A 26,076-nucleotide genomic window follows, 5' to 3' on the forward strand; every position below is an offset into this window, starting at 1 on the left:
GCTGCGGCCGCGCCAGCCACCGGCACGCGCGAGCCGGCCGGTCGCCCCGCCCGCAGGAACACGGCCGCACACCGGTTCCTGCGGCGCATCGCGAGCATCTTCACGCCGCTCATCCCTGCGCTGATCGGCGCGGGCCTGCTCAACGCGATCGCCGGGCTGTTGAAGGTCTGGGCTGCGCAGGCGCCTGTTGGAGGCGCCGGCACGCTGATGTTCGCCGCGACGGTCGCATCGATCGTCGGGTCGGCGTTTTTCGCGTTCCTCGTCATCCAGGTCGGCATGAACGCGGCCGCTGAATTTGGCGGCACGCCATGCCTCGGCGGCGCGACCGCGGGCATCCTGATCCTGCCCGCGATCGCGAAGCTGCCCGCATTCGCGCTGCCGATCATCGGCGAAATCGCGCTGAAGCCCGGGCAGGGCGGATTGATGGGCGCGCTGCTGGCCGGCGCGCTGACGGCCGGCATCGAGCGTAGCGTGCGCGCGCGCATCGCATCGGCCGCCCAGACATTGCTCGCGCCAACCGTCGCGCTGGGGCTCGCGGGCATCGCAACGCTGTTCGTCATCATGCCGGTCGCGGAGTTGCTGACGCAGGCGGTCGGCAGCCTGACCGCGACCCTGCTGCGCGCGGGCGGCATGCCGGCCGCGTTCGTGCTGGCCGCGTCGTTCGTGGGCCTGCTGATGTTCGGCCTGCATCAGGCGCTGATTCCGATCCACGCGCAACTGATCGCGCAGTACGGCTACACCGCGCTGTTCCCGATTCTCGCGATGTCCGGATGCGGGCAGGCGGGCGCCGCGTTCGCGCTGTATTTCCGCACGCGGGACCCGCGCCTGAAGCAGACGATCCGGAATACGTTGCCGACCTGCATGCTAGGCGTGAGCGAGCCGCTGCTGTACGGCGTCACGCTGCCGCTCGGCCGCCCGCTGATCACGGCGTCGCTGGGCGGCGGGATGGGCGCGCTCGTGCTCGGCTATTGCGCCGCACACGGGCACGACGTGGGGGCGACGACGATCGGTCCGGCCAACCTGATGCTGATCCCGCTCGTCACGGGGCCGATGGGGCTCGTGGCGAGCGTCGCGACCTACTGCGCGGCGGTCGCGGTCGCGTATTCGAGTGGCTTCGTACTGACCTGGTTCTTCGGCCTGAGCGACGCGCAGCGGCGCGCCGACGGCACGAGCGGCTTGGACGGCACGGAGAGCCAGCCCGCGGTCGCGGCCGCGCTGTAACGGGGTATCGACCGCCGGGCGACGGGGTGCGCCCGGGCGTGCTGTTCCTATCAATTCGGATAACTAAATCATGAAATGCGGGATTCTGTTGGGCGTGGCGCTGTCGTGGGCCGCGTTCGCGCATGCGCAGTCGAGCGTGCTCGTCTGGGGCCGGCTGGGCGGGGACGTGCAGTACACGTCGAACGTGCAGAAGGCGAACGGCGGCGCGGGCGCGAGATGGGCGGAGGGCAGCGACTGGGGCGTCAACATCCTGGGTTTCAAGGGGACGGAGGATCTCGGGCACGGCAATCACGCGATGTTCCTGCTCGAGTCGGCGTTCACGCCGACCGGCTCGCTCGTGGCCGGGCTGATGTTCCAGCGCGCCGCGTGGGTGGCGCTGAAGAACGATCGGCTCGGCACGATCCGCTTCGGCCAGGGGCCGATGGTCAACAACTACGTGTGGGAATTCGACCCGCTGCTCGAAGAGAATTTCGGCGCGCAGTCGTTCGTCGCGTATCGCAACGGGTCGCGGCTGTCGAACGGGATTCGCTACCTGTCTCCCGAGCTGCACGGGTTTTCGTTCGAGGCGGAGTTGAACCTCGGCAACAGTTCGGTCAATTTCAATTCCGGCGACCCGAACAATGCCGGCAAGGCCGGGCGGGCGGACGGCTTCGCGGCCGCCTATACGAACGGCGATTTCCAGGTGCGCGTGCTGTGGGACGAGATTCGCAACGCGCAGGGCAAGGAAGACAACCTGTTCCGCTATTCGCGTGAAGCGTTCGTCGGCATCCGCAACCGCTACGGCCCGTTCCAGGTCCAGGCCGCCTACACGCACTATTCGGCGCCGGATACGCCGGCGGGCCTGTCGGACAGCGCCGACCTCTGGTGGGCAGGGCTCTCGTACGACGTCAATCCCGCGCTGCACGTGCATGGCGCCGTCTACACGATGCGCGTCGGGCCGGGGCGATGGACCGACGATCACGACGGCGCGGCGCGCACGACGATGCTCGGCGTGGGTTGCATGTACAACCTGTCGAAACGCACCTTCCTCTACAGCATGGCGGCCCACGTCTTCAACAGCGCGCAGGGGAATTTCGGCGTGAATCCGCAGAACCCGGGACGCGGGCCAGGTGGCGCCGGCTGGGGCACCAATCCGCCGCCGGGGCAAGGCCAGAGCGGCCTGTATGCCGGCGTGGAGACGCTGTTCTGACGAGCGGCGTCGAGCGGCCCGGTACGGATGCCGGGCCGGATTTCCTGTATCCAACGATCGAGGTGATGACCATGAAGAAAAACGGATTCGTTCGCCGTGCCGCCGTGCGGATCGGCCTTCCCGCCGCGCTGCTGGCCCTGGGCGCGTGCCTTGCCGCACCGGGGGTGCTGGCCGCCGGGCCGTTCTCCGTGCTGGACAACACGGCTTATACCGACGTGTCGATCGGTCACGGCGCCGTCAGGATCAATTTCATCCCGGCACGGTACTGCAAGCCGATCACGGTCGACGCGAGCGGTCGCGCCGTGCTGCCGTCACGCAGCGCGTGGGTCAACCTGATCAACACGTATGATCCGACGCCCGCCGACGCACCGGGCTATCTCGTGCTCGATTGCGAGGAGCTGTACCTGACCGGCAGCAGCGCGACGGTCGCGAATCACCTGGCGATACTCAAGCAGCTGCAGGCATGGGCGCGCGAAGTGCGGCCCAATCGCGTGCTCGGCTGGTACGGGCTCGTCAACACGGCCCACATCAGCAGCACCGATCCAAATGCCGCGTATCGCGGCGTGGCCCAACTGATGGATCTCGATGGCGGGCGTACCGCGCATTTCCCGAGCGCGTACATTCGCGCGAACGGCACGGACTCGTGGACGGGCGTGGACTGGGCGACGCAGCTCAACCGCAACATCGCGTCGGCCGCACAGGCGGATGCGTTGAGCAGCACGGGAACGCACCCGGTGTTCCCGTATCTGTGGCCGCAGTACTACGACCGGAACACCGTGCTCGTGCCGGGCAGCCAGTGGCAATACCTGCTGAACGACATCAGGGGCACGACGGCGAGCGGGTTCGTGATCTGGGGCGGGCAGAACCCCGCAGTCGAATACAACAGCAGCAATGGCGGAGCCGGTGAATGGGTCGGCGTGACGCAGACGTTTCTGGATGGTCTCGGCGCAGGCAACTGATTGATGGAGGGCTGACCGGCTGTCGCAACGGTTGCTGTCCGTGCTGCAGCCGGTGCTGGTGCTGAAAGGGTTGCGGGAGCGGCCGTTCGAGTGGCTGGAGCTGAGCTGCCATTTCATCCTCGACGAAGCATTGAGCCCGCGCGCCGGCGCCGCCGCGATGATCTCCCGATTGCTGGATGTCATCTTCGTCCAGTCGCTGCGCACCTGGGCGACGGAGGGCGCGGCCGGGCACGGGTGGCTGTCCGGTGCGATCGATAGCCGGATCAACCCGGCGATGTCAGCCATTCACGCCGATCCTGGACGTGCGTGGAGCGTGAGTGATCTCGCCGAGTTGTCGAATCTGTCGCGGTCGGCCTTTGCGGACCGGTTTCAGCGGGTCGTGGGGCAGGCGCCGTTGAGCTATCTCACGACCTGGCGCCTCGATCGGGCGGCGGAGTTGTTGCGGTACAGCCGCGCGCCGATTTCGGATATCGCCGGTCGGGTGGGGTACACACCGGAAGCCGCGTTCAGTCGGGCGTGTCGAGGACGGTACGAGATGTCGCCGATGCAGTGGCGGAAGGTGAATACGGAGTAGGGTGGGAGTGACTTCCATCCTGGCCCGGCCGATGTCAGCGGTTAGAGGGTCTGCAACCTGTATTGCGTCAGTCCGGCATATTCCATGCGCTCCTTGACCGAAAACCCATGGCGTTCATAGAGCGGGATATTGCGGGGCTCTCCCGTTTCCAGCGATATTTTCGCCGACGGATCGATGTCCCGAAGATGAGACAACGTCGCACCGAGGAGCATCGATCCGACTCCTTCGCCTTGCCGAACCGGCGATACACCGATGAATTCTATCCGGCTGCAATCTGGGTCCGGCGCACTCACGGGCGGAGTCTCGCGAAGCAAATCGATTCGGCTCAACGACGACGCGCCGCAACCGGTCGCGATGTCGCGCCCGAGCGCTGCAAGCATGTGGGGCGATTCGCTGCAGGAGGCTGGCGCGAAGTAGCTGACCGCCACAAGGTCGCCATTGCGCCAGGCTCCCAATGCCGGTAGGCGGGCATCGTAGTGATACTTCAGGTAGCGCCCGAGATAGTGTGCCCGCCGCTCGTCGAATCCCGGGCTTTCGGCGAACAGGCACCAGCCAAGCGTAGGGTCTTGCTCGAACGCCGAATTGAGCAAATCCCGCGCTGCGTCAAGAAACCGATGTGGCAGCGAGGCCACCTTCAATTCTGTACCGTGCATGTTTGAGGCAGTTCAGAGGGAAAGTTACGGGTGGAGCGGGTTGGCGTCACTCGCAGCGTAGCGCATGACGCCATTCCTCGGCAGGGAGGGGGGCGATGCTGCTGCAAAAGTTGCGCTGCCGGATTCGGATCTCAGCGGCCACACCGACAATCGATCACGACGTAAACGACGTTTTTCCCTCATTTCAGGCTGAATGGCGCTATTTGAGGGTTCTCGATAAAATGCGACTTTCCGGGGTTTTCAGTTAACGACTTCGTCATGCATCGAATCGGATTCTTCGTGTGCCGTGGCTACGATGCGCTTGATCTGGGCGGGCCGCTGTCGGCCTTCAACCAGGTCGCCACGGCGGCGGGCCACACGCCCTATGATCTCCACGTCATCTCGCAGGCCGGCGGCCCGGTTTCGGGCAATACGGGCCTGTCAATCGAAACGAAGCCGGCCGGAAGGCGCACGTTCGACACCGTCGTGTTCGTGGGGGGCGATGTCGGCCCGATGCAGACACCGGAGAACATCGCCGCCGCCAGGAAACTCGGCACGCGGGCCGCGCGGGTGGCAAGCGTGTGTACGGGGGCGTTTCTGCTTGCGGAAACCGGCTTGCTGGACGGCTTGAGAGCAACGACGCACTGGCGATACGCGGCTCAACTGCAGTCGCGCTTTCCTCGCACGAGGGTCGAGGGCGACAGTATCTATATCGAGGAAGGCCGCATCTGGACGTCGGCGGGCATCGCGTCCGGAATCGACCTGGCGCTCGGCATGATTGAAAGAGATATGGGTGCGGAGGTTGCGCGCGAGGTCTCCAGGCTTTTGGTTGTTCCGTATCGTCGGCCAGGCGGTCAGTCCCAATTCTCGGCCATGTCGCAGATGGAGCCGGAATCGGATCGCATCCGCATCGCGCTGAATTTTGCGAGGGAACATCTGGCCGAAGCGTTGCCGGTCGAACGGCTCGCCGAGGCCGCAAGTTTGAGTTTGCGACAGTTCGGGCGTGCATTTCGCCGGGAAACCGGTGAAACACCTGCCAAGGCGGTCGAGCGCTTGCGCGTCGAAGCGGCGCGTCTGCGCCTGCAGGGGGGCAGCGAACCGATCGAGCAGATTGCACTGGCTGTCGGGTTCACCGACCCGGAGCGGATGCGGCGGGCCTTCATCAAACTGCATGGGCACCCGCCGCAAGCGATTCGACGCGAGAGCCGATCGAACGGCGCGCGCTGATCGACCGCCGGCCGATCAGCGTGCGGCCTGGCCAACGTCCTTCCAACGGACTAGCGGCGTGTTGGGTCGGCCACTATTCGTATCGCCAGATGTTCAATGGCCATCCGTCGTCAGCGGGCCGTAGTCGTTCCACATGTCGCGATGCAACTTCCAGGCGCCGTCCTCTTTCAGAAAGACGAGAATCTGCTTGCCGCGGTATTTGAGCTTGCCATCGTGGTCGTGGATCTCCGCATCCGACACCTCGGTCACGATCCGGTCGTTGCCGTAGAACTCGTAGTTGCTGAACGATACGGTGGCGGGCTTGGATCCGGCATACCCCTTGGTGAAGTACCCGACGATCGCGCTGCTCCCCGTTACCTTGTCGCCTCCGGGCGGCAAGAGCGTGCCGTCGTGGCTGTAGAGGCGGCCGATCGCCTCGTAATCTCCTCGCGCAAAGGCATCCGCCCATCGCGCATTCTCGGCTTTGATGGCCGCTTCGGGCGGGCGCTGCGAACCACCGGCCGTCGCCGGCGCTGCAAACGCGAAAAAGGTGGCGCAGGCGGCAAGCGCCGCAGTGAAAATACGAGCATGTTGCATCGAGTGATGTCCGGGCATACTTGAATTGAGAGGACTACGAAAATTGAAGGATGAAGCAGGCAATGTCGGTTGCGGTATTCGTCGCAGTCTGTCGATGGGCGGGTCACATTGCCTGCCCGCGTTTCAACGAACGCCGGGTATGCGCGCGAGCCCCCTGGATGCACCAGGCAGTTCCTTGTCGACCATCGCGATGACTTCCGGCCGCGCATCTCTCGGATGGCCGGAGTGGAACGGCGGCGCGGGATCATATTCGATCACGAGCTGCGTGAATTCGGCGGCTTGTTGACCGCGCAGTTTCGCGGCCACGCGAAGTGCGAAGTCGATGCCCGCCGTCACGCCGCCGCCGCTCATGAACCGGCCGTTGTCGTCTTCGACGAAGCGATCGGGCACGGGAATGGCGCCATATTCGGCCAGCTTGTTGACGAAGGCCCAATGGCAGGCGCTTCGCTTGCCCTTGAGAACGCCCGTCGCGGCCAGCACGAGCGATCCGTTGCAGACGGAGGTCACGTGCTTCGCGCTCTCTGCCAGGCGCCGGATCTGCGCTTGATACGCGGGTTGCATCGGCGCGGACAGATCGGACCCGCCGGGGACCAGGAGCACGTCCGTCTTGTCGATATCGGCCAGCCGCTCGGTCTTGCCGTACACGACGCCGAATTCGAGCGTCACGTTGCCGCCGTTGAGGCTCGCGTAGCGAACGTTCGTATTCGGTAACCGATGGAAGATCTCGCTGGGGCCGGCGAAGTCGAGCAGCGTCCCGCCGTCGTAATTGACGATCAGGATATTGAGCGGGTCATTCGGGGCAAGTGCTCCGTCGCTGCCGGGCTGCGCCAGCGCAGGGGTGGCCTGCCCAAGCAGGGCGCCGCCACCGAGGACGGCGCCGAGCGTGGCGATGCCGCCAAACTTGAGCACATCGCGGCGCGAACGACCGGCTCTATTGAGTGGCTGTCCGGAAGTATTGTTTTCGCTACTGTCGGTCAAGATCATTTCTCCTTGCTCGTCGGCCCCGCTGCGAGCGCAACCAGGCTGGGCCGGATGGAATAACCGCCGCGACGAAACGCGTGGCGGACGTGAGATCAGGTGTGTGGATGAGCCGCGATGACACGCAGGGCTCGGGAATCGGGCGCCGCGGCCTAAAGCTGCGAGGCGCCGCCATCGACGACCAGTTCGGTGCCGACGACGTAGGAGGATTCGTCGCTGGCGAGATAGAGTGCGGCGCTGGCGATGTCCTCGGCCTTGCCCATGCGGCCCACCGGAATAGTTTCGGCGAACTCGGCCTTGCGGTCGCGAACCCATTCGTCCGGCATGCCCCATCTGGAGAGCAGCGGTGTGTCGATCGCGCCGGGCGCGATCGCGTTGAAGCGGATCTTCCGGTCGAGAAACTCGTACGACCAACTGCGGGCAAGCGATCGTACGGCGGCCTTCGCGGCTGCCGTCAACGAGATGCCATGCTTGCCGGTCTGCGCGACGAACGAGGTATTGAGAATGACTGACGAGCCCGCGCGCAATTGCGGCAGCACCGCCTGGAGCGTGAACACCACGCCCTTGACGTTGATGTCCATGATCTCGTCATAGAGTGCGTCGTCGATGTCGTTGACCGCGGACGGGAACGCCCAGCCGGCGTTCGCGAACACGATATCCAGACCGCCGAACTTCTCGTTGACCTCAGTGGCAATCGCCCGCATGTCCTGGATCGAACGGACATCGCCTTTGAGAACGAGCGCATTTTCGCCAAGCTCGGCCTGCACGCGCTCGAACACCGCATCGTCGCGACCCGTCACCGCTACGCGGGCCCCTTCCGCGATGAACAGCTTCGCGGTGGCAAGACCGATGCCGCTGGTACCACCGGTGATTAACGCCGACTTGTTTTTAAGCCTCATCTTCTGCTCCTTTCTACGTCGTGATGGATCGGGCCGAAAGATCAAAACGCAATCGCGTTTTTTGCCTTTCTCAGCTGGATCTTCCACACGAAGTATGGAACGCGAAGTGAATGGCTCAAAGGTCGTATAACCCTCAAAAAACGCCACTCGGATCAAACGGGTGACTCATGCATCCCGGCGTGAGGCGGTGGCATTGCATGGCCGTACACGTGCGGCTTCAGTCGTCGTTTTCGTAAAGCAACCCATACCCGCCGCTCGTCCGCTTGATGCGTGCGAACCCGAGTTCCCCCAGATGCATGCCGGCGATCAACAACCCGTCCGAACTGACCTGATCGAGAAGGTGTGAGCGCGTAGCAACAGCCAGCGATGCGTCGTGATCGAACGCAATCGATACGTCCGGTCGCTGAATCTGGATATGCGGGAAATGCACGACATCGCCCCACACAAGCAGGCCTTGATCGCGGGATTCAATGACATATCCGGTGTGTCCGTCGGTGTGTCCCGGCAGCGGCAGCGCGTTGATGCCGGGGAGCACTTGTCCGTCTTCGAACAGGCGAAGCCTGTCGGCGTAGGCATCGAACACCTGACGCGCCTCCGCGAAGTTGCCGCGAGCCCGCTCGCTGGCGCGACTGAGGTTTCCGTCGTCCTGCCAGAACCTGACCTCTCGCTGATGCACAACCAGCTCCGCATTCGAAAACGCGACCTGTCCTGCCTCATTGACCAGTCCTCCGACGTGATCGGGATGCGCATGGGTCAGCAGGATGGTGTCGATCGCAGCGGGTTCGATACCGGCAAGCACCAGGTTCGTCCGGAGTCGGCCACCCCATTGCTTGAACCCGCCAGCCCCGCCATCGATGAGCACGGTGCGGCCCGCTCCGCGTACGACGTAGCAATTGATATGAACGGCCGCTGGCTCTTTTTGTCCGGCATCACGCTGCATTTTTGATGCGTCATCCGAATCGATATTCGACAGGAAGTCGAGACTGGCCGTGAGATATCCGTCGCTGACGGCGGTAATCGTGACATCCCCGATTTGCTGAACCGGAAAGCTAAGAGTGGACATCGTGTTTCTCCGAATCGGCTAATTGCGAGCGTGAATGTTCGACGCGGTGTAGCCATAACACCGAATGCGCGCCGTCAGGCCCGTACGGCGAACGATTGCGTGATCCAGCGCTTCCATGAACCGTTCCATGACCGCTGGCGTACGAGCCGGCCCGGCGCGATAGCGGATGTCCGCGAAGACGGGATGTCCATGCCCGTGCCGAACCGGCAGAAAAATGACGTGGACGTTCTCGAGCTTGGCCTCGAGCATATGCGTACAGAGCTCGACGCAATCGCGCGACAACTCGGCAAGGCTGTCATCAGCCGGCATCCGCGTCGCATCGATCGAGAAAGTGACGTTGGGCATCGCGATCTACTCCTGGGCAATCGGAAGGGAGCGTGTGCTGGTCAGTTGCTCCGTCATCGGCGCATAAAGGTGCATGCCTTCCGGGAGCGCGTCGACAAGCCGCGCGCTGTTCCGCGGTACGACGGCGAGCCAACGGCGCTCCGGAAACTTCTCCAGCGCAACGGCCTGCATGGCCAGCGGTTCGAGGCCCAGCCGAATCAGCGAATCCGGCCCGCCGGCACTCAGGGCGAGGTGCTCACCTTCCTTTACCGCCGGCGCAAAGCCGATATCGCTGTAGAGATTCCGATGCCAGTCGGTGATGTGTTGCTGCCACTTCGCGAAATTGCCGCCGCCTTTCCGGCGATATTCGTCGCCGGTCAGGACATCGAGGCCGTCGATCGTGTGGATCGCCAGATAGACCGGGCAACCGCTCGTGATCGCCTTGAGCCGCTGCGACGTGTGAAACCCCGTCACCGAGATCAGGGCGGGCAGCTTTTCAAGGCTGTAGAAGTCGTTCCATTCGGCTTCGCTGGCGAGGTCGGCGAAGCTGCATTCGACGGTGTAGATCATTGGATTGTCCTTTGGGCAGGATGCACATCCCTCAGAGAGCGTCGGATGTTCAGTGCGTGAACGTAATGCTAAGCTCGCCATTTCGCGCGATAAAACGAAATAAAGTCAGCCTTCAGTGATATTTGCTCAAGCTGACGGCGAACACATCCCGACCAACGAGACGCCCATGTCCCGCAAGATCCCAAGCAATTCCGCGCTCCAGGCGTTTGAAGCCGCGGCCCGACACGGCAGCTTTGCCCGCGCCGCCGAGGAACTGGCGCGGACGGAGGGCGCCGTCAGCCGTCAGATCGGCCGGCTGGAGGCGTTCCTGGGCGTTGCCCTGTTCGAGCGGGTCGGCAATCGGGTACGGCTTGCGCCGAACGGTGCGCGATACGCGGTGCAGGTTCGCGAGATTCTGGATCGGCTCGAACGCGACAGCCTGTACCTGATGGGGCAGCCGATCGAAGGCGCGAGCATCGATATCGCCGCCATTCCAACCTTTGCCACCCGCTGGCTGATTCCTCGGCTGAAACACTTTCAAGACCGGCATCCGAACATCACGGTGCATATCGCCGAACGGATGGAGCCGTTCCTGCTGGCCGGGAGCGGTTTCGACGCGGCCATTCATTTCGAGCATCCGGCATGGGCGGGGATGCATCTGCATCCGCTGCTGGAGGAGGTGCTGGTGCCCGTCTGCAGTCCGGCGCTGCTCGCCGGCGCCGGGGCGAGTCCGTCACTGGATGCACTGCCGCGTCTTCACCGGCGACAGAACCCGGACGCATGGCAGGCTTATGCGCAGGAGGCCGGCATCGTGCTGACCAATTCGGCGGTGGGCGCGCGCTTCGATCTCCATTCGATGCTGATCGAAGCGGCGCTGGCCGGCCTGGGTGTCGCGCTGGTGCCGCGCCTGTACATCGACGCGGAGCTCGAGCAGGGCCGGTTGGTCGCACCGTGGCCGGCCGGCACGGCGGTGACGAAAAACTTCTGCCTCGTCCTGCCCGAGCCGATCGAACTGGCCGAAGGGCCGTTGCAGGCCTTCGCGACGTGGATGCTGAATGAAGCGCGCGGATCGGCACCGCACGGCAGCGCCTGACACGCATCGACCAACCGTTCCTCCTTCGAAGGCGGTCTTGCCAGGCTGATGCGCCGGGCGCGGGCCGCGCTCGGGTACACTCGTGATCCCGTCACGCACGCGGCACCAGCATGGACAGTCAGCTTTGGATCATCTGCGGGCTTACCTTCGTCATCCATGTGATCGCGACACTGGCTTATGCCGTGCGGATCGCCGGCGTGCGCACGCGTCGCATCGCGTTGTCGTTTTCGTTGTTCGGGATCATCGCGCTCGTGTCCCGAACGGCCAATTCGTTTCAGGGGCCGTTCATCGCGAAACGCGTTGAAATGGACATTGCGCAGCGGATGGGGAGCGGGTTGCTGACCGACTTCCGGTGGTTCCTGCTGTCCGCCACCGTGGCGACCATCGTCGGGACATTCCTGATCCCGACGTTCCAGCGTTATTTCAGTCGCGCCGTCGAACACTTCCAGGCGAACCGCTCGATTCCCCGCCTGGTGCTGCACGCGTGCAGTCGAGCGGGTATCAACTTTCTCCGCGTCGGGGCGCGACTGCCTTCGAGCCAGAACGTCACGCAACTGACCGCGAATACCGGCGTGTCGTGGGGCGTCATTGCGCTGAACGTTGCCGCGATGGCGATCTGGACCGTCGGTGTGTTCGCGTCGCTGTATGCGGGTTATCTGAAGCCCGACCTGAGAGTGACATGCGCGAACTTGTCGTCCGTCATCAACGGTTTCGCGACCGTCGTGCTGGCGGTCGTCATCGACCCGCAGGTTTCCGTGATGACCGACGACGTCATCGAAGGGCGGATCTCGGAGAACAGTTTTCGGCGCGCCATCACGACACTCGCGGGTGCGCGCGTGCTCGGCACGTTGTGTGCGCAGGCGGTGCTCGTTCCGGCCGCGCTCGTCATCGTGCGCGTGGCCGAGCTGATCTAGCGCGGTATCCGGACAACCGGGCAACCGGCCATCACTCCCGCGGACCATCGCCATGAAACCCGTTGCTGTCGTATTGCACGGCCCGACCAGTGCAGGGAAGGGCAGTCTGGCAAAGGCGCTCCAGCAAAGCTCGGACGTGCCGACGTTTCACGTGTCGCTCGACGCGTTCGTCGAAATGTCGCGCCGGCGTGACATGCGATCGGACGACGAACTGAACCAGGCGCTGAGGCTTCACCAGCTCAACCTGCAGTCGACGCTCGCGGGGATTGCAGCCAGCCATTTCGAGATCGTGCTGGACCTCGTGCTTCGGGATCTGTCCGCGCTCGACGAATGCATTGCCGCGCTGTCGCCGCGTCAGACCTTTGTCATCGGCGTTACGTGTCCGCTGGATATCCTCGAACAGCGCGAACGCGCGAGAGGGGATCGAGGCGAAGGCATGGCGCGATCCCAGTTCGGGCATCCCGCTTATTCGCGGCCGTACGCGCTGCGCATCGACACCTCGACCTGTACGCCGGAGGAAGGTGCGCGCCGCATTCGTGCCCACGTCGACGCGCAGCGTGAATGATCGTCACCGGATTTGAGCCGGACAGGCTGCGTTCTCCCTTGAACTCGCCGGCACTGAAGCTCATCGTCCATAGGGATTATGTCGTTTGCGCGCGACAGATCGTATTCTGCGAACAAGCGGAGAATTCCGGATGAAACCGATTCCCATGCTTTTGTGCCGATTGCCGTTTATTCGCGTTTCAAACGGAGTCGCGTGTTGACGGTGCGGCCTGGCGTGGCTTTGGCGGCCGAGCCGGCGGTTGCCGGGCCGTTGTGTCCAGACAGGGGATTCATGGATTGAATGCGCGCCGATTCAAAATATAAATTTTGGCAATACGCTGGCACGGGATATGCTTCGTAGGTCTTATCCAATCGGAACAGACGCCGGATATTCGTCAGGATAATCAGGCAAGAGCATGAACCGGTTTGCTCTGACAAGACAATCGATTAGAGGATGGATCGTTTGTGAAATCTGCGCGGTAGTGCCAAGCTGCGCGCGGAGCAAAGTCGTACACGGATTGAGTTGGGTGACTTGAAACGCAGGCCGTAACTCCTCGCGACGGCCACTACTGACAGTTCAGGATATGACATTACAGATTGGGGTCCCTCTGGAGACGGCCCACGAGGAGCGGCGCGTAGCGACCGTTCCCGACGTCGTCGAAAAGCTGATCAAGCTCGGGTTCTCGGTGGCCGTGCAAAGCGGCGCCGGCACCGGTGCGAACTTCAGCGATGACGACTACCGCACGGCCGGCGCCGAAGTCGTGCCGACGGCCGCCGATCTATGGGGCCGCAGCGATATCGTCCTCAAGGTGCGTCCGCCGAGCAGCGACGAAGTCGCGCTGATGCGCGAGGGCGGTGCGCTGATCGGCTTCGTCTGGCCGGCCCAGAACCCTGAACTGATGCAGCAGCTGACCGCGAAGCGGGCCACGGTGCTGGCGATCGATTCGCTGCCGCGCACGCTGTCGCGCGCGCAGAAGATGGACGCCCTCACGTCGATGGCCGGCGTGAGCGGCTACCGCGCCGTCATCGAGGCGGCCCACGCATTCGGCCGCTACTTCAACGGGCAGATCACGGCCGCGGGCAAGGTGCCGCCGGCCAAGGTGTTCATCGCCGGCGCCGGCGTTGCCGGCCTCGCCGCGATCGGCACCGCTGCAGGCCTCGGCGCGATCGTGCGCGCCAACGACACGCGCGCCGAAGTGGCCGACCAGGTCAAGTCGCTGGGCGGCGAATTCGTCAAGGTCGACTACGAGGAAGAAGGCTCGGGCGGCGGCGGCTACGCGAAGGTGATGAGCGAAGGCTTCCAGCAGGCGCAGCGCGCGATGTACGCGCAGCAGGCCAAGGAGGCGGACATCATCATCACGACCGCGCTGATTCCCGGCAAGCCGGCGCCGAAGCTGATCACGGCCGAGATGGTGCAGTCGATGAAGCCGGGCAGCGTGATCGTCGACATGGCTGGCGAGCAAGGCGGCAACTGCGAACTGACGGTGCCGGGCGAGGCGGTGGTGCGTCATGGCGTGACCATCGTCGGCTACACGGATCTCGCGTCGCGCCTGGCGCGTCAGTCGTCGACACTCTATGCGACCAACCTGCTGCGCGTGGTCGAGGAGCTGTGCAAGACCAAGGACGGCACGATCAACGTCGACTTCAACGACGACGCGATCCGCGGCCTCACGGTCATCAAGGAAGGCAACGTCACCTGGCCGCCGCCGCCGATCCAGCAGCCGGTCGTCGCAGCGAAGCCTGCGGCAGCGCCGGTCGCGGCAGCCGCGTCGAAGGGCCATGGCCACGGCAGCGGCGCGCCGATGTCGGCGAAGTCGCTCGCGATCGTGTTCGCCGTCGGCGCGCTGGCGTTCCTGCTGGTCGGCCAGTTCGCGCCGGCCACGTTCCTGGCGCACTTCACGGTGTTCGTGCTCGCTTGCTTCATCGGCTACATGGTGATCTGGAACGTCACGCCGTCGCTGCATACGCCGCTGATGAGCGTGACCAACGCGATCTCGTCGATCATCGCGATCGGCGCGCTGGTGCAGGTCGCGCCGCCGTTGGGCGAGGCCGCGGCCGAGGGCCGTCCTTCGGGGCTGATCCTGGGCCTGGCGGTGGGTGCGCTGACGCTCACGGCCGTCAACATGTTCGGCGGCTTCGCGGTGACGCGCCGCATGCTGGCGATGTTCCGCAAGTAAGGAGACGACCACAATGACTTCCAATCTGACTACCGTCTCCTATATCGGCGCGGCCATCCTGTTCATCCTCAGCCTCGGCGGGCTGGCCAACCCGGAGACCGCCCGGCGCGGCAACCTGCTCGGCATGATCGGCATGCTGATCGCCGTGCTCGCCACGGTGCTCGGCCCGCGCGTGTCGGTCGAGGGCATTCCGTACATCGTGGCGGCACTGGTCGTCGGCGGCGCGGTCGGCCTCTACGCCGCGAAGAAAGTGCAGATGACGCAGATGCCCGAGCTGGTTGCGCTGATGCACAGCCTGGTCGGCCTGGCGGCGTGCCTGGTGGGCTTCGCGAGCTACATCGATACGTCGGTGCAGTTCACGGGGGCCGAGCACGCGATCCACGAGGTGGAAATTTACGTCGGCATCCTGATCGGTGCGGTGACCTTCGCGGGCTCGGTGATCGCATTCGGCAAGCTCTCGGGCAAGATCGGCGGCAAGCCGCTGCTGCTGCCGGCACGGCACTGGCTGAACCTGGCCGCGCTGGTGATCGTGATCGTGTTCGGCCGCGCGTTCCTGCATGCGGAGACGATCCAGGACGGCATGACGCCGCTGATCGTGATGACGGTGGTGTCGCTGCTGTTCGGCGTGCACATGGTGATGGCGATCGGCGGTGCGGACATGCCCGTCGTGGTGTCGATGCTCAACAGCTACTCGGGGTGGGCGGCGGCAGCGACCGGCTTCATGCTCGGCAACGACCTGCTGATCGTGATCGGCGCACTGGTGGGCTCGTCGGGTGCGATCCTGTCGTACATCATGTGCCGCGCGATGAACCGCAACTTCATCAGCGTGATTGCCGGCGGCTTCGGCACCGGCAGCGGTACGCCGGCGGCGGCGGGCGGCAGTGCGCAGCCGGCCGGCGAAGTGGTGGCGGTGAGTGCGCTGGAGACGGCCGAGCTGCTGCGCGATGCGAAGAGCGTGATCATCGTGCCGGGGTACGGGATGGCCGTCGCGCAAGCGCAGCACACCGTGCATGAACTCACGAAGGTGCTGCGCGAGAAGGGCGTCGACGTGCGTTTCGCGATCCACCCGGTGGCCGGGCGCATGCCGGGGCACATGAACGTGCTGCTCGCCGAGGCGAAGGTGCCTTACGACATCGTGATGGAGATGGACGAGATCAACGGCGACTTCCCCGAAGCCGACGTGTCGATGGTGATCGGCGCGAACGACATCGTGAACCCGGCGGCGCAGGAAGATCCGGGCAGCCCGATCGCCGGCATGCCGGTGCTCGAGGTGTGGAAGGCCAAGACCTCGATCGTGATGAAGCGCAGCATGGCGTCCGGCTATGCGGGTGTCGACAATCCGCTGTTCTACAAGGACAACAACCGGATGCTGTTCGGCGACGCGAAGAAGATGCTGGACGAGGTCTTTGGCGCGTTGAAGGCCTGACGGAGGGCATGGCCGGGCGCGTGCACGGGTCGAACGATAACCGGCTGGGGTGTTGGACAGTCGGTTGATCGGGGCCCGGCGCGCCGGCCGTGCACATCGCGAAGGTCACGGAAGTGCGGGGCGGGATGGGCCGTTTCGCACTTCGTTTCTTTCGGCGAAAGACAGCGATCGATTGTCGGTGCGCAGATCGACGGTCAATGCGAATGAGGCCGTTGGAGCGGGCGGTTGCCACACCATTGGCGTGAGGTTCGCGGAAGTTTCGCCGGTTGCCGAGTGGCTTTGGTCGGCCGCTGTCCTGCGCCAAAAGCGCGCTCGAGATTGTCCGCACGAACACGTAGTAGACAAGCGGGCCTTGCCGGTCGCCGATATCGCACCCGCCGCTCGAATGGCGCCGGTGCGTTTCCTCCCTCTCCCTCCGTACAGCAGCGACGCCGGCCCCTTTCAGTGACTGCGTCCGCGACGATACCGTCTATCCGGTGAATCCAAGGTCCGCAAAACGGGTGACCTTTGCGTCGCAGGCGTTCGCCAGCGCCGGATCGTGACTCGAAAAGATGACGACACGGTCTGCAGCCAATGTCTTGAACAGATCGATCAGCACCGCACGCGACGCGGCATCGAGCCCGCTGTCCGGTTCGTCGGCGATCACGACGGCGGGCGCGCCGAGCGTCGTCGCCGTCAGGAACAGTTTCTTGCGCGTGCCGAACGACATCTGCTCGAAGCGCTTCTCCAGATGCGGCGCAAGCCCGAATCGCTCGGCCAGCTCGAGCGTGCGGGAATCGACGACGGCATGCCTGGCGGCCGCCGCGAGATCGAGAAACTCGCGACCGGTCTGGAGCGGATACGCGAGGCAATCGTCGGGCACGTACGCCAGCGCGGATTTCGCATCGTGTGGCGCGGTGCGCAGCGAATGGCCGCCGATCCACACCTCGCCTTCGTCCGCGTCGATCGTGCCGGCGAGAATCGCGAGCAACGTCGATTTGCCACTGCCGGTTTCGTCGTATAGCGCGACGCATCCGGCGCCGGATGCGTAGTTGAGTCCCTTGAAGATGACGCGCTTGTCGTAGCGCTTGCCGAGATTGTCGAAGCGGAGCATGGATCGGTAGATCAAACGAAAATTTGCCAGGTGAGCGCGGCCCGGATTACGGACAGCAGCAGGCCCAGCGACACGGATTGTCGGGACGCGTAGCGTTGCGGCAGATAGTGTAATGCGACAAGCGGTGCACCCGCGCACACGAAGGTACGCTCGAAAGTCGCGGCGCACGCGTCATACAGCTCGAGTATGCTGGATGAATGCCGTCTGGATGACCGACCCGGACGGCAAAACTGCACACAATCACCGCGATTGCATCGCAACCACCGGCCACACCGGGCCGATTTCAACGCCGGAACAGGGACTCGACATGGCAGAACTGGACAACGCGCTGTACGAACGGATCGGCGCGCTGAGCGACGCGGGCGATGCATTGATGGAAGACGGCGACTACGAAGGCGCACTGGCGAAATTCTGGGCGGGATTCGACCTGCTTCCCGAACCCAAGACCAATTGGGAAGCCGGAACCTGGCTGATGGCCGCCATCGGTGACGTGAATTTCCATCAAGAGGACTACGCGGCCGGACGCGACAATCTCGCCCAGTCGATGCATTTCCCCAACGCGATCGGCAACCCGTTCCTGCATTTGCGGCTCGGTCAGTGCCAGTTCGAACTGGGCAATCTCGACCGTGCGGCCGACGAGCTGATGCGCGCCTATGCGAGCGGCGGGCCGGAGCTGTTCGAGGACGAGGACGGCAAGTACCTGCGCTTCCTGGCCACGCGGGCAGAAGGCATCGAGACGCCCTGAAGCGCGTTGTTCGTGTCGCCCGTTCGCCCGTTCGCCCGTTCGCCCGCCGGCTGCCAGCCGGCGTTGCGAGTGGGCTTCGACACCCGCGCCGGGATGCCGGGCGTTTATCCGCAAGCGCGCAACCTGCCCATGAACCTGACCTTTCCCGTCGCCACCCGATCCGACGCCGACACGCTGGTTGCCATCCGCATCGCCGCGATGCGCGACAGCCTAGAGCGCATCGGCCGCTTCGATCCGCAGCGTGCGCGCGACCGGTTTCTCGCGTCGTTCGACCCGGCGCTATGCCGCCTGATCGAAGTCGATGGCGTGAACGCGGGCTTCTTCGTGATCCGGCCGCAGGAAGATCACTGGTTGCTCGACCATCTGTACATCGTGCCCGAGCATCAGGGAAAGGGGATCGGCGCGGCCGTGCTGCACCGGATCTTTGCCGACGCAGACGCGCAGCGCGTGCCCGTTCGCGTCGGCGCGCTGCGCGGCAGCGATTCGAACCGCTTCTATGCCCGGCACGGCTTCGTGCAGGCCGATGAAGCGGAGTGGGACATCTACTACGTACGCGCACCGGGTTCGGCGACGGTGTAGATCGCATCCGCGGTGCGATTCCGGCGAGCGCATCAGCGTTTTCCCGGATACGGAATGCGCGGCGCATGCCGATGATGCAGAGAGAATATAAATACATGATCCGAGGCCATCATGACCACATCTGCAACAAACGGACTGAATGCGGTATCGCCTGAAACGACCGGGGCGGGAGCGACATCCGACGATGCGGGTGGCGTACCGTCGATCCTGCTGGTCGACGACGAGCCGAGCGTGCTGTCGGCGCTCAGGCGCGTGTTCCGGCCCGCGGGCTACGAGATCCTGACCGCGGAAAGCGGCGAGGCGGCCCTCGAGATCCTGACGTCGACGGAAGTCGACCTGATCGTGTCCGACATGCGGATGCCGGGCATGAGCGGCGCGGAGTTCCTGGCCCGCGCACGGTCGCTCTACCCGGACACGATGCGCATCCTGCTGACCGGCTATGCGGAAATCGCGTCGGTCGTGCAGGCCGTCAACGACGGCGGCGTCTATCGCTACCTGAACAAGCCGTGGGACGACCACGACCTGCTGCTGACCATCGAACACGCGCTGGAGCAGCGGCGCCTGCGGCGCGAGGCGGCCCGGCTGGCCGCGCTGACAGAGGCGCAGAACGAAGCGCTGCGCCGTTTCAACACGGAACTCGAAACGCAGGTGCGCGCCCGCACGGAGGAACTCGGCCAGACCGTGATGTTCCTTGAAGCCGCGCAACGCGACCTGAAAAGCAGTTTCACCGCGATGGTCCAGGTCTGCGCGAGCATGATCGAGTTGCGCTGCGGGTCCGCCAGCGGGCATGCGATGCGGGTCGGCGAGATTGCGCGGCGGCTCGCGCTGGCCTCCGGGATGAGCGAGCTGCATGCGCAGGACGTCTATTTCGCGGGGCTGCTGCATGGCATCGGCAAGCTGTCGCTGCCGGACGAATTGCTGCACAAGCCGCTCACGAAGATGACGGCGGAAGAGCACGGGTTGTTCCTGCAGCATCCGCTGCGCGCGCAGATGGTGCTGACGCCGGTCGCGCAACTGCACAAGGTCGCGTCGATCGTGCTGCACCAGTACGAGCGCTTCAACGGACGCGGCACGCCGGACGGCCTGGCGGGCGATTCGATCCCGCTCGGTTCGCGAATCCTGGCGATCGCGCGCGATTTCGAGGGGCTGCGCAATGGCGACATCGGCGTGCCACATTCGGTCGAGCAGGCGCTCGACGCGATGCGCTCGCAGGCCGGCGTGCGCTACGACCTGAAGATCGTCGACGGCCTGATTGAACTGATGCAGGACCCGGCGAGTCTCGGCATCGCGGCGTCCGTCGCGGAGATCAAGTCCGCGCAGCTGCGCGAAGGAATGCAGCTCGCCGACGATCTGCGCACGCATCGCGGCGTGCTGCTGATGACCAAGGGCAGCGTGATGTCGGCGCACCAGATCGAGCTCGTGCGCCGCTTCGAGACGCGCGAGGGGACGTCGTTCGACATCCTCGTGCTGGCCGGCCAGGCGGCGGCGAAGCAGGCGCAGGGCGCGCCGAATGCGGGCGCGGCGCCGGCCTGAGCCCGGACGCGCGGCCTGATGGCCGCGGTGCGCGACTTCGTGCCGCGGCAACGCACTCACCTCGATTCGAGCGCTCGATCATGTACGGCACCTACAATCTCCCGCTCGTCCTGCTGTCGCTCGCGATCGCGACGCTGGCCTCCTATACGACGCTCGACCTGGCCGCCTTCATTTCGCTGCTCGACAACCCGAAGCTCAAGCGTGCGTGGCTGGGCGGCGGCGCGGTGGCAATGGGTACCGGCATCTGGTCGATGCATTTCGTCGGCATGCTCGCGTTTTCGCTGCCGATTCCGCTCGGCTACGCATGGCCGGATACGGGCGCGTCGCTGGCGATTGCCGTGCTCGTGTCGTACTTCGCACTGACGGTCGTCACGCGCGCGCGGCTGGGCTGGCGGCGGCTGCTCGTGGGCGGCGCGCTGATGGGCGGCGGGATCGCCGGCATGCATTACGCGGGGATGGCCGCGATGCGCATGCAGCCCGGCATCCGCTACGATGCCGCGCTGTTCGCCGCGTCGATCGGCATCGCGGTGATCGCGTCGACTGCCGCGTTGTGGATCGCACAGGCACTGCGCGCGCAGCAGGCGCGCCATGCGACCGCTCAGCGGATCGGCGCGGCTGTCGTCATGGGGATCGGCATTACCGGCATGCACTACACGGCGATGGCGGCCGCGCATTTCGCGGCGGACGCGCGGTGCGGGGCCGCGAACGGGGTCGACACGCCGTGGCTCGCGACGACCGTCACGCTGTTCACGACGGGCACCCTGGTCGTCACGCTGCTGCTGAGCCGATTCGATGCGCGCACAACTTTCCTGCGCGGGATGACCGATACGCTCGAGCGGCTCGTGCGCTTGCGCACCGTCGAACTGGAACGCGCGCTGCACCGGTACGAACAGACGACGGCGATGCTGCAGCGGACGCGCGAGAACATGGCGACCGAGATCGACGAACGCAAGGTGGCGCAGGCGCGGCTCGAACAGGAGAAGGAGGAGCAGCGGCGCCTGCTGCATGCGCTCGAGGAAACCCATGTGCAACTGCTGCAGTCGGAAAAGCTCGCGTCGATCGGCCAGCTCGCGGCCGGTGTCGCGCACGAGATCAACAATCCGATCGGCTTCGTCAGTGCGAACCTCAATACGTTGAAGACGTGGGTGCGGAGTCTGCTCGACGTGATCGCCGCGCATGAAGCCGCGCTGCCGCAGCTCGACCCGGCCGCGCGCGACGCGCTGGCGGCGACGGGCCGCGCAGCGGATCTGGACTACGTGCGCGGCGAGATCGAGACGCTGATCGACGAATCGATCGACGGCGCGCTGCGCGTGCGGCGCATCGTGCAGGACCTGCGCGATTTCTCGCGGCCGGCCAGCGACGAGTGGAGCGTGGTCGATCTGCGCGCGGGCCTGGAAAGCACGCTCAACGTCGTCCACAACGAACTCAAGTACAAGGCCGAAATCGTGCGCGATTACGGTGACGTGCCGCAGGTCGAATGCCTGCCGTCGCAGTTGAACCAGGTCTTCATGAACCTGCTGGTGAACGCGGCGCATGCGATTCCCGAGCGCGGCGTGATCACGATCCGCACGTCGAGCGATGGCGAGCAGGTGTCGATCGCGATCAGCGACACCGGGACGGGCATGACGCCCGACGTCGTCAGGCGGATCTTCGATCCGTTCTTCACGACGAAGCCGGTCGGGCAGGGCACGGGGCTGGGCTTGTCGGTATCGCACGGCATCGTCAAGCGCCATCGCGGCACCATCGACGTGACGAGCGAGCCGGGGCGCGGCACGACGTTCTGCGTCCGGATACCGATCCGGCGGGCCGGCGATCGCGCGAACGCGGCCGAGCTGGCGCAACGGGCGTGATCGCGTGACGGCGTCGCGCGCCACGGGCCGGCGCGGTTTTCGCGCGTCATGGCAGTCGCTTGCGGCGTTGGCGACGAAAGAAATGCCAGAACATCGCGGTGGCGTCCGGCCCCGTGGCGGAATGAAACGGCTCGCGCGGGTCGCCGCCGCTCCATGCATGCGGCAGCCGGCGGACGATGCAGACCCTGACGACGAGACGCCCGGCCTTGAGATAGTCGATGGTGTCGGCGTCGTCGCGTGCATGGATGCGTTGCTCGCCGACACGGATCGCGCCGTGTTCGTCGACGAGCCGGTTGAGCCGCGCGAACGCGATGCCGAGCTGCTTCGCGTTCCGGTCGGTGACGACCGTATCGAGTGCGCCGTGCATGACGAGCGCCGGCATGCCGGGATAGGACGTGACATCGGCGCAGGCATCGACCGCGCGTATCGGGTCGTCGCGCAGGCCCCGACGCATCAGGTTCATCGCCGCCAACGCCGACGACGGCGGGGCGATGGCCGGGCCGGAGTGCAGTCCGACGGCCGCAAAGCGATCGGGATACCGTATGGCCAGCGTCGCGGCGAGCCCGGCACCGGCGGACATGCCGGCCAGGTAGATCCGGTCGCGGTCGAAGCCGTGCTGCCGCACGATTGCGTCGACCAGCGACGCAACGGCCGCGGCTTCGGACTGCGTCGCGTCGCCATGCCAGTGCCAGCAGCGGTGCGCATGAGCCGCCTTGGCTTGCTCGGGAAACAGCACGGCGAACCCCGACCGCTCGGCGAGACGGCACATGCGCGTGCCCGCGGCAAACGATTCAGCGCTTTGCCTGCAGCCGTGCAGCATGACGACCACCGGCATGCCGGCCGTCGTCGCCGGCGCGGCGGGGAGATACAGCGCGTACGCAAGATGGTTCACGTAGCGGCCGGCACTCGGGCCGGCGGAATGAAACGACCGGAGCCACGTGCCGGGCGCCTCGTCCGTCCGTGCGCGGGCGGGCGGCGCGGTGCCCGTGCGTCTGGCGGTACGGGCGGTGACGGTCGGCTTGGTCGCCCGTTTGGCGGCCGGTCGCGGCTTGCTCGTGCGCTTCGTCGGGCGCGTGCCGGTTGCGACGGAGAGCAGTTCGAGATGCCGCAACCAGAGGCTGGTTTTTTTCCTGGGCATGTGCAGTCTCTTGCCGGCGGCCGATCGTGGCTGGAAGAGGCGGCCGAATCCGCCGTCGAGTGGACAATCGAAATGGGGCGTGGCGCAAGGTTCGTGCTGCCGGCCGTGTGCGCATCGGAACCCGTCGGCCGATCGAATGCAACGGCAAGCCGGGGCCTGCGCAACGGCGGCGATTCGACGCTGCCATCGACGATATTCACCGCCCGATGTGACGCCCGTGCGAATCGAAATCTGTTTCGACCCTGTCGCGTGCGGGGCTAGCGCCGATCCAGCAGCGTATCGCTCAATACGCTGAACGCCGCGCCCGGCAGCTCGTGCAGATGCTCGACCACGCTGCTGACCGGATAGAACGTTTCGACCGAATCGTCGAGGATCCCGACACCGATCAGTTCGACGCGCCGCTCGCGCAGCGCATCGACGCGGGCGCGCAGGTCGGTGCGCAGGATCGCCGGGTTGCCGTCGCCGGTTGCCGGATAGCCGTCCGACAACACCATCAGGATTCGCCGCCGCGCCCGCTTCGCCAGCAGCCGCTCGGCGGCCCAGCTCAACGCCTCGCCGTCGGGATTCTCGTGGCCGCATTCGATGCAGGCGAGGCCGCTCGGGTGGTCGGAATCGAATCGCTTGTAGACGCGCAGGTCGAGCCGTTCGACGAACCGGTTGTAGCCGAACGTATCGCGGCCGGCGTCGATCCAGCGCTGGTAGTGCGCGCGCATCGCGGCATCCTCGACGGAGCTGTAGCCGAGTACTTCGCACGCGAAGCCGAGTTGCGTCAGCGCATCGCACAGCGCCGCCGCGCACAGCCTGGCGAGCTCGATCTTCTTGCCGGCCATCGATCCGCTGCAATCGATCAGCAGGCTGACGGCCGCGTCGCGCCCGGGGGCGGCACGCCGGACGCGGAATGGCGTGCGATAGCCGGGCGCGGTGACGAGGCGCGCGAGTGCCATCCGGTCGAGCTCGCCGCGCTCCTGTTCGCGCTTCCAGCGCGTCTGCTCGTCCACTTTCAACGCGCGTTCGAGTTTCAGCTTGAGCGGCTCGGTCTGCGCGCGGGCCGCGCTTCGCAGGCGGTGCCAGCGTGCCGCTTCGCCCTTGCCGGTGAAGTCCGTCACCGTGTCGAATGCGGTGGTCAGCGGGACCGACAGCAGCGGCCGGTTGTCCACGGACAGGCGGATCGTGCCGGGCATTGCCTCGCCCGGCGTCGGCGCTTCGGTCGACGATTTCGTGTTGGCAATCGCACCGGCGCCCGATTCGGCCGAAACCGGCGCACGCGAGTCGTCCGGCGCGCCCTGTCCGTCCGATTCGAATTCGGCGGCGATGCTGTCGCTGTCGAGCGTGCTGCCCGGATCGGCCGTGAACATCATGTTGTTCGCACCGGCCGATGCCAGCGCGCGCACGCGTTCGACGATCCGCTGCGCGGCGCGGATGCTGTCGGCCGTCGATGTCGCGGCGCGCGCTTCGTCGACGAGATCATCCGATGCGGTGAGCGTGGCGTCGAGCGACGGCACGCGCTCGACGGCGGACGGCGGTTCGTCCCACAGCGCACGTTCGATGCGCCACACCAGCCGGTCGCGCCATGCCATTCGCGGCCACCGGTGGAGCGTGTCGGCGGCCGCTGCCGCACGCATCCGCCGCAGGAATGTCATCGCGCCGGGATAGATCGCAGCGAGGCGGCCGGCCGCGCGCCGGTCGTCGATCGCCTGCGCAATGGCCCGCACCGCAGGCGACGCCAGCGCGGCGATGTCATCGATCGCACCGAAGCGGGCGCGCGCCGCGTATAGGTCGACGAGGCCGGTGATCGCATCGTCGTCGACGTCGCCGGCGAGCAGCGTGTCGGGCAGCACCAGCAGGTCGCGCTGCGCGACCGGCCCGTGGCGCGCGAACCGCACCTCGATGCCGTGTCGTTGCGCGAGCGTGCGGGCCAGCCGGGTCAGGTGGAGCGACCGCGCGTCGTCGTCCCGGTCCATCGCGTCAGGCCTCGACGTCGATGTAGTGGCGAATGATGCTGCGGATCAGGTCGGCGTCTTCCGCGCTGACCTTCGCATAGATCGTCGGGCCGGCGGCCGATTCGGGGTCGCCGGTGCGCAGCATCAGCTCGGCCCAGTCGATCAGGCGCCGCGTCGAGAACGCGCTGGCCAGATCCTCGCGGACGAACGCGGCGCGGCAGTCGGCCGCGATCGCCGCGAGCGTGTCGGCCATCGCCGCGGTCATGGCCGCGCCGAACGTGCGCTGCAGCACGCGCGCCTCGTCGGGGGGCGGCAGATAGTCGAGGCGGTACACGCGCCAGCGGTCGAGAAACGCCTCGTTCATCACGTTGGCGCCCTGGTACAGATGGCGGAACTGTCCCATCGCGCCCACCGCATTGGCGGTCGCGAACAGCCGGAACGACGGGTGCGGCGCGACGATCTCGTTGCCTTTTTCCTTCAGCAACAGGCGGCCGGCCGGTTCGAGCACGGCGGTCAGCACCGCGAGGATCGCGGGTTCCGCGAAGTCGATCTCGTCGACGATGAGCCACAGCCCTTCGCGCATCGCGGTCGGCAGCACGCCGTCGACCCAGATCGTCTCGCCGCCCTTGACGGTCCAGAACCCGACGAAATCGCCGACCGTCGTCTGCCCGTTCATGTTCGAGCGCAGCACGCCATGGCCGGCCAGCGCGGCGGCCTGTTCGATGAGGCTCGTCTTGCCCGTGCCGGTGTGGCCGATCAGCAGGATACGCCGGTTCTCGACGATGTCTTCCAGCACGTTGGTCGCGCGCGCGGTGAACAGGTAGGCCGGGTTCAGCGGCGGCACGAGCGGCCCG

General features: G+C 65.7%; 25 protein-coding genes. 14 read left to right on the forward strand and 11 right to left on the reverse strand.

Features of this window, described 5'->3' with window-relative positions; translation table 11 throughout:
- The 4 genes from G3N93_RS11750 to G3N93_RS11765 all read left to right on the forward strand — a co-directional run.
- A partial coding sequence (locus tag G3N93_RS11750) for a PTS transporter subunit EIIC (RefSeq protein WP_206133059.1) occupies positions 1-1,221 on the forward strand: 1,221 nt, incomplete at its 5' end.
- 70 nt (positions 1,222-1,291) lie between these two features.
- The gene (locus G3N93_RS11755; protein ID WP_206133060.1) at positions 1,292-2,410 is read left to right on the forward strand and encodes a porin; all 1,119 of its coding nucleotides are present in this window, start codon (positions 1,292-1,294) and stop codon (positions 2,408-2,410) included.
- 71 nt (positions 2,411-2,481) lie between these two features.
- Positions 2,482-3,369: a hypothetical protein gene (locus G3N93_RS11760; RefSeq protein ID WP_206133061.1), complete on the forward strand. Its 888-nt coding sequence runs from the start codon at positions 2,482-2,484 to the stop codon at positions 3,367-3,369.
- 19 nt (positions 3,370-3,388) lie between these two features.
- Positions 3,389-3,943 (forward strand): AraC family transcriptional regulator, encoded by a 555-nt coding sequence (locus G3N93_RS11765; protein WP_277396535.1) that lies wholly within the window; start codon positions 3,389-3,391, stop codon positions 3,941-3,943.
- 41 nt (positions 3,944-3,984) lie between these two features.
- Here G3N93_RS11765 and G3N93_RS11770 read toward each other — a convergent pair whose 3' ends face one another.
- Positions 3,985-4,596 (reverse strand): GNAT family N-acetyltransferase, encoded by a 612-nt coding sequence (locus G3N93_RS11770; RefSeq protein WP_174989149.1) that lies wholly within the window; start codon positions 4,594-4,596, stop codon positions 3,985-3,987.
- A gap of 258 nt (positions 4,597-4,854) precedes the next feature.
- Here G3N93_RS11770 and G3N93_RS11775 point away from each other — a divergent pair, with 258 nt between their 5' ends.
- On the forward strand, positions 4,855-5,802 hold the full coding sequence (locus tag G3N93_RS11775; protein WP_206133063.1) for a GlxA family transcriptional regulator: 948 nt from the start codon (positions 4,855-4,857) through the stop codon (positions 5,800-5,802).
- A gap of 93 nt (positions 5,803-5,895) precedes the next feature.
- Here G3N93_RS11775 and G3N93_RS11780 read toward each other — a convergent pair whose 3' ends face one another.
- The 6 genes from G3N93_RS11780 to G3N93_RS11805 all read right to left on the reverse strand — a co-directional run bounded on the left by G3N93_RS11780 (position 5,896) and on the right by G3N93_RS11805 (position 10,212).
- Complete coding sequence (locus tag G3N93_RS11780) at positions 5,896-6,378, reverse strand: DUF4440 domain-containing protein (RefSeq protein WP_206133064.1); 483 nt, start codon at positions 6,376-6,378, stop codon at positions 5,896-5,898.
- Positions 6,379-6,501: 123 nt separating this feature from the next.
- Complete coding sequence (locus G3N93_RS11785) at positions 6,502-7,356, reverse strand: DJ-1/PfpI family protein (RefSeq protein ID WP_206133065.1); 855 nt, start codon at positions 7,354-7,356, stop codon at positions 6,502-6,504.
- A gap of 152 nt (positions 7,357-7,508) precedes the next feature.
- The gene (locus G3N93_RS11790) at positions 7,509-8,255 is read right to left on the reverse strand and encodes an SDR family oxidoreductase (RefSeq protein ID WP_174933169.1); all 747 of its coding nucleotides are present in this window, start codon (positions 8,253-8,255) and stop codon (positions 7,509-7,511) included.
- Between the two features lie 217 nt (positions 8,256-8,472).
- Entirely contained in the window at positions 8,473-9,318 is an 846-nt protein-coding gene (locus G3N93_RS11795) for an MBL fold metallo-hydrolase (protein ID WP_206133066.1), read from the reverse strand.
- A gap of 18 nt (positions 9,319-9,336) precedes the next feature.
- Complete coding sequence (locus tag G3N93_RS11800; protein ID WP_206133067.1) at positions 9,337-9,663, reverse strand: hypothetical protein; 327 nt, start codon at positions 9,661-9,663, stop codon at positions 9,337-9,339.
- Positions 9,664-9,669: 6 nt separating this feature from the next.
- Positions 9,670-10,212 carry a sugar ABC transporter gene (locus G3N93_RS11805; RefSeq protein WP_206133068.1) on the reverse strand — a complete coding sequence of 181 codons (543 nt, stop codon included), beginning with the start codon at positions 10,210-10,212 and terminating at the stop codon, positions 9,670-9,672.
- A 166-nt stretch (positions 10,213-10,378) separates the two neighbouring features.
- Between G3N93_RS11805 and G3N93_RS11810 the strand changes: the two genes are divergently transcribed.
- From G3N93_RS11810 to pntB, 5 genes are all read left to right on the forward strand, one after another.
- The gene (locus G3N93_RS11810; protein ID WP_206133069.1) at positions 10,379-11,284 is read left to right on the forward strand and encodes a LysR substrate-binding domain-containing protein; all 906 of its coding nucleotides are present in this window, start codon (positions 10,379-10,381) and stop codon (positions 11,282-11,284) included.
- A gap of 110 nt (positions 11,285-11,394) precedes the next feature.
- Positions 11,395-12,198, forward strand: coding sequence for a lipid II flippase Amj family protein (locus G3N93_RS11815; protein ID WP_174933154.1), 804 nt, complete (start codon positions 11,395-11,397; stop codon positions 12,196-12,198).
- 52 nt (positions 12,199-12,250) lie between these two features.
- A complete protein-coding gene (locus G3N93_RS11820) occupies positions 12,251-12,763 on the forward strand; it encodes a chloramphenicol phosphotransferase CPT family protein (protein ID WP_206133070.1) in 513 nt (170 codons plus the stop codon).
- A gap of 562 nt (positions 12,764-13,325) precedes the next feature.
- Positions 13,326-14,918, forward strand: coding sequence for a Re/Si-specific NAD(P)(+) transhydrogenase subunit alpha (locus tag G3N93_RS11825; protein WP_206133071.1), 1,593 nt, complete (start codon positions 13,326-13,328; stop codon positions 14,916-14,918).
- Between the two features lie 13 nt (positions 14,919-14,931).
- Positions 14,932-16,344, forward strand: a complete 1,413-nt coding sequence (pntB, locus tag G3N93_RS11830; protein WP_174938756.1) for a Re/Si-specific NAD(P)(+) transhydrogenase subunit beta — start codon at positions 14,932-14,934, stop codon at positions 16,342-16,344.
- Positions 16,345-16,813: 469 nt separating this feature from the next.
- On the opposite strand, the gene G3N93_RS11835 is transcribed toward pntB, so the two are convergent.
- Positions 16,814-17,437: an ABC transporter ATP-binding protein gene (locus G3N93_RS11835; RefSeq protein WP_206133076.1), complete on the reverse strand. Its 624-nt coding sequence runs from the start codon at positions 17,435-17,437 to the stop codon at positions 16,814-16,816.
- Positions 17,438-17,630: 193 nt separating this feature from the next.
- Here G3N93_RS11835 and G3N93_RS11840 point away from each other — a divergent pair, with 193 nt between their 5' ends.
- From G3N93_RS11840 to G3N93_RS11855, 4 genes are all read left to right on the forward strand, one after another.
- On the forward strand, positions 17,631-18,182 hold the full coding sequence (locus G3N93_RS11840) for a tol-pal system YbgF family protein (protein ID WP_241026509.1): 552 nt from the start codon (positions 17,631-17,633) through the stop codon (positions 18,180-18,182).
- A gap of 129 nt (positions 18,183-18,311) precedes the next feature.
- Positions 18,312-18,761: a GNAT family N-acetyltransferase gene (locus G3N93_RS11845; protein ID WP_206122543.1), complete on the forward strand. Its 450-nt coding sequence runs from the start codon at positions 18,312-18,314 to the stop codon at positions 18,759-18,761.
- 111 nt (positions 18,762-18,872) lie between these two features.
- Positions 18,873-20,294, forward strand: coding sequence for an HD domain-containing phosphohydrolase (locus tag G3N93_RS11850; RefSeq protein ID WP_174938760.1), 1,422 nt, complete (start codon positions 18,873-18,875; stop codon positions 20,292-20,294).
- An 80-nt stretch (positions 20,295-20,374) separates the two neighbouring features.
- Positions 20,375-22,144, forward strand: coding sequence for a histidine kinase (locus G3N93_RS11855; RefSeq protein WP_206133072.1), 1,770 nt, complete (start codon positions 20,375-20,377; stop codon positions 22,142-22,144).
- 46 nt (positions 22,145-22,190) lie between these two features.
- Here the strand turns inward: G3N93_RS11855 and G3N93_RS11860 are convergent, their stop codons facing one another.
- The 3 genes from G3N93_RS11860 to G3N93_RS11870 form a co-directional block, all read right to left on the reverse strand.
- Positions 22,191-23,282 carry an alpha/beta fold hydrolase gene (locus G3N93_RS11860; RefSeq protein WP_206133073.1) on the reverse strand — a complete coding sequence of 364 codons (1,092 nt, stop codon included), beginning with the start codon at positions 23,280-23,282 and terminating at the stop codon, positions 22,191-22,193.
- 257 nt (positions 23,283-23,539) lie between these two features.
- A complete protein-coding gene (locus G3N93_RS11865; RefSeq protein ID WP_206133074.1) occupies positions 23,540-25,243 on the reverse strand; it encodes a cobalamin biosynthesis protein CobT in 1,704 nt (567 codons plus the stop codon).
- Positions 25,244-25,247: 4 nt separating this feature from the next.
- The coding region (locus tag G3N93_RS11870; protein WP_206133075.1) for an AAA family ATPase at positions 25,248-26,076 on the reverse strand (829 nt) is incomplete at its 5' end.

It is taken from the genome of Burkholderia sp. Se-20378 (genome assembly GCF_017104665.1).
In the GTDB taxonomy this organism is placed as follows: domain Bacteria; phylum Pseudomonadota; class Gammaproteobacteria; order Burkholderiales; family Burkholderiaceae; genus Burkholderia; species Burkholderia lata.

Excerpts from the sequence above, each read along its gene's own strand:
- G3N93_RS11790 (WP_174933169.1), bottom strand. The coding sequence starts at position 8,255 with ATGAGGCTTAAAAACAAGTCGGCGTTAATCACCGGTGGTACCAGCGGC.
- G3N93_RS11755 (WP_206133060.1), top strand. The coding sequence starts at position 1,292 with ATGAAATGCGGGATTCTGTTGGGCGTGGCGCTGTCGTGGGCCGCGTTC.
- G3N93_RS11810 (WP_206133069.1), top strand. The coding sequence starts at position 10,379 with ATGTCCCGCAAGATCCCAAGCAATTCCGCGCTCCAGGCGTTTGAAGCC.
- G3N93_RS11825 (WP_206133071.1), top strand. The coding sequence starts at position 13,326 with ATGACATTACAGATTGGGGTCCCTCTGGAGACGGCCCACGAGGAGCGG.
- G3N93_RS11865 (WP_206133074.1), bottom strand. The coding sequence starts at position 25,243 with ATGGACCGGGACGACGACGCGCGGTCGCTCCACCTGACCCGGCTGGCC.
- G3N93_RS11795 (WP_206133066.1), bottom strand. The coding sequence starts at position 9,318 with ATGTCCACTCTTAGCTTTCCGGTTCAGCAAATCGGGGATGTCACGATT.
- G3N93_RS11850 (WP_174938760.1), top strand. The coding sequence starts at position 18,873 with ATGACCACATCTGCAACAAACGGACTGAATGCGGTATCGCCTGAAACG.
- G3N93_RS11760 (WP_206133061.1), top strand. The coding sequence starts at position 2,482 with ATGAAGAAAAACGGATTCGTTCGCCGTGCCGCCGTGCGGATCGGCCTT.
- G3N93_RS11845 (WP_206122543.1), top strand. The coding sequence starts at position 18,312 with ATGAACCTGACCTTTCCCGTCGCCACCCGATCCGACGCCGACACGCTG.
- G3N93_RS11770 (WP_174989149.1), bottom strand. The coding sequence starts at position 4,596 with ATGCACGGTACAGAATTGAAGGTGGCCTCGCTGCCACATCGGTTTCTT.
- G3N93_RS11805 (WP_206133068.1), bottom strand. The coding sequence starts at position 10,212 with ATGATCTACACCGTCGAATGCAGCTTCGCCGACCTCGCCAGCGAAGCC.
- G3N93_RS11855 (WP_206133072.1), top strand. The coding sequence starts at position 20,375 with ATGTACGGCACCTACAATCTCCCGCTCGTCCTGCTGTCGCTCGCGATC.
- G3N93_RS11815 (WP_174933154.1), top strand. The coding sequence starts at position 11,395 with ATGGACAGTCAGCTTTGGATCATCTGCGGGCTTACCTTCGTCATCCAT.
- G3N93_RS11860 (WP_206133073.1), bottom strand. The coding sequence starts at position 23,282 with ATGCCCAGGAAAAAAACCAGCCTCTGGTTGCGGCATCTCGAACTGCTC.
- pntB (WP_174938756.1), top strand. The coding sequence starts at position 14,932 with ATGACTTCCAATCTGACTACCGTCTCCTATATCGGCGCGGCCATCCTG.
- G3N93_RS11800 (WP_206133067.1), bottom strand. The coding sequence starts at position 9,663 with ATGCCCAACGTCACTTTCTCGATCGATGCGACGCGGATGCCGGCTGAT.
- G3N93_RS11820 (WP_206133070.1), top strand. The coding sequence starts at position 12,251 with ATGAAACCCGTTGCTGTCGTATTGCACGGCCCGACCAGTGCAGGGAAG.
- G3N93_RS11780 (WP_206133064.1), bottom strand. The coding sequence starts at position 6,378 with ATGCAACATGCTCGTATTTTCACTGCGGCGCTTGCCGCCTGCGCCACC.
- G3N93_RS11775 (WP_206133063.1), top strand. The coding sequence starts at position 4,855 with ATGCATCGAATCGGATTCTTCGTGTGCCGTGGCTACGATGCGCTTGAT.
- G3N93_RS11835 (WP_206133076.1), bottom strand. The coding sequence starts at position 17,437 with ATGCTCCGCTTCGACAATCTCGGCAAGCGCTACGACAAGCGCGTCATC.
- G3N93_RS11840 (WP_241026509.1), top strand. The coding sequence starts at position 17,631 with ATGAATGCCGTCTGGATGACCGACCCGGACGGCAAAACTGCACACAAT.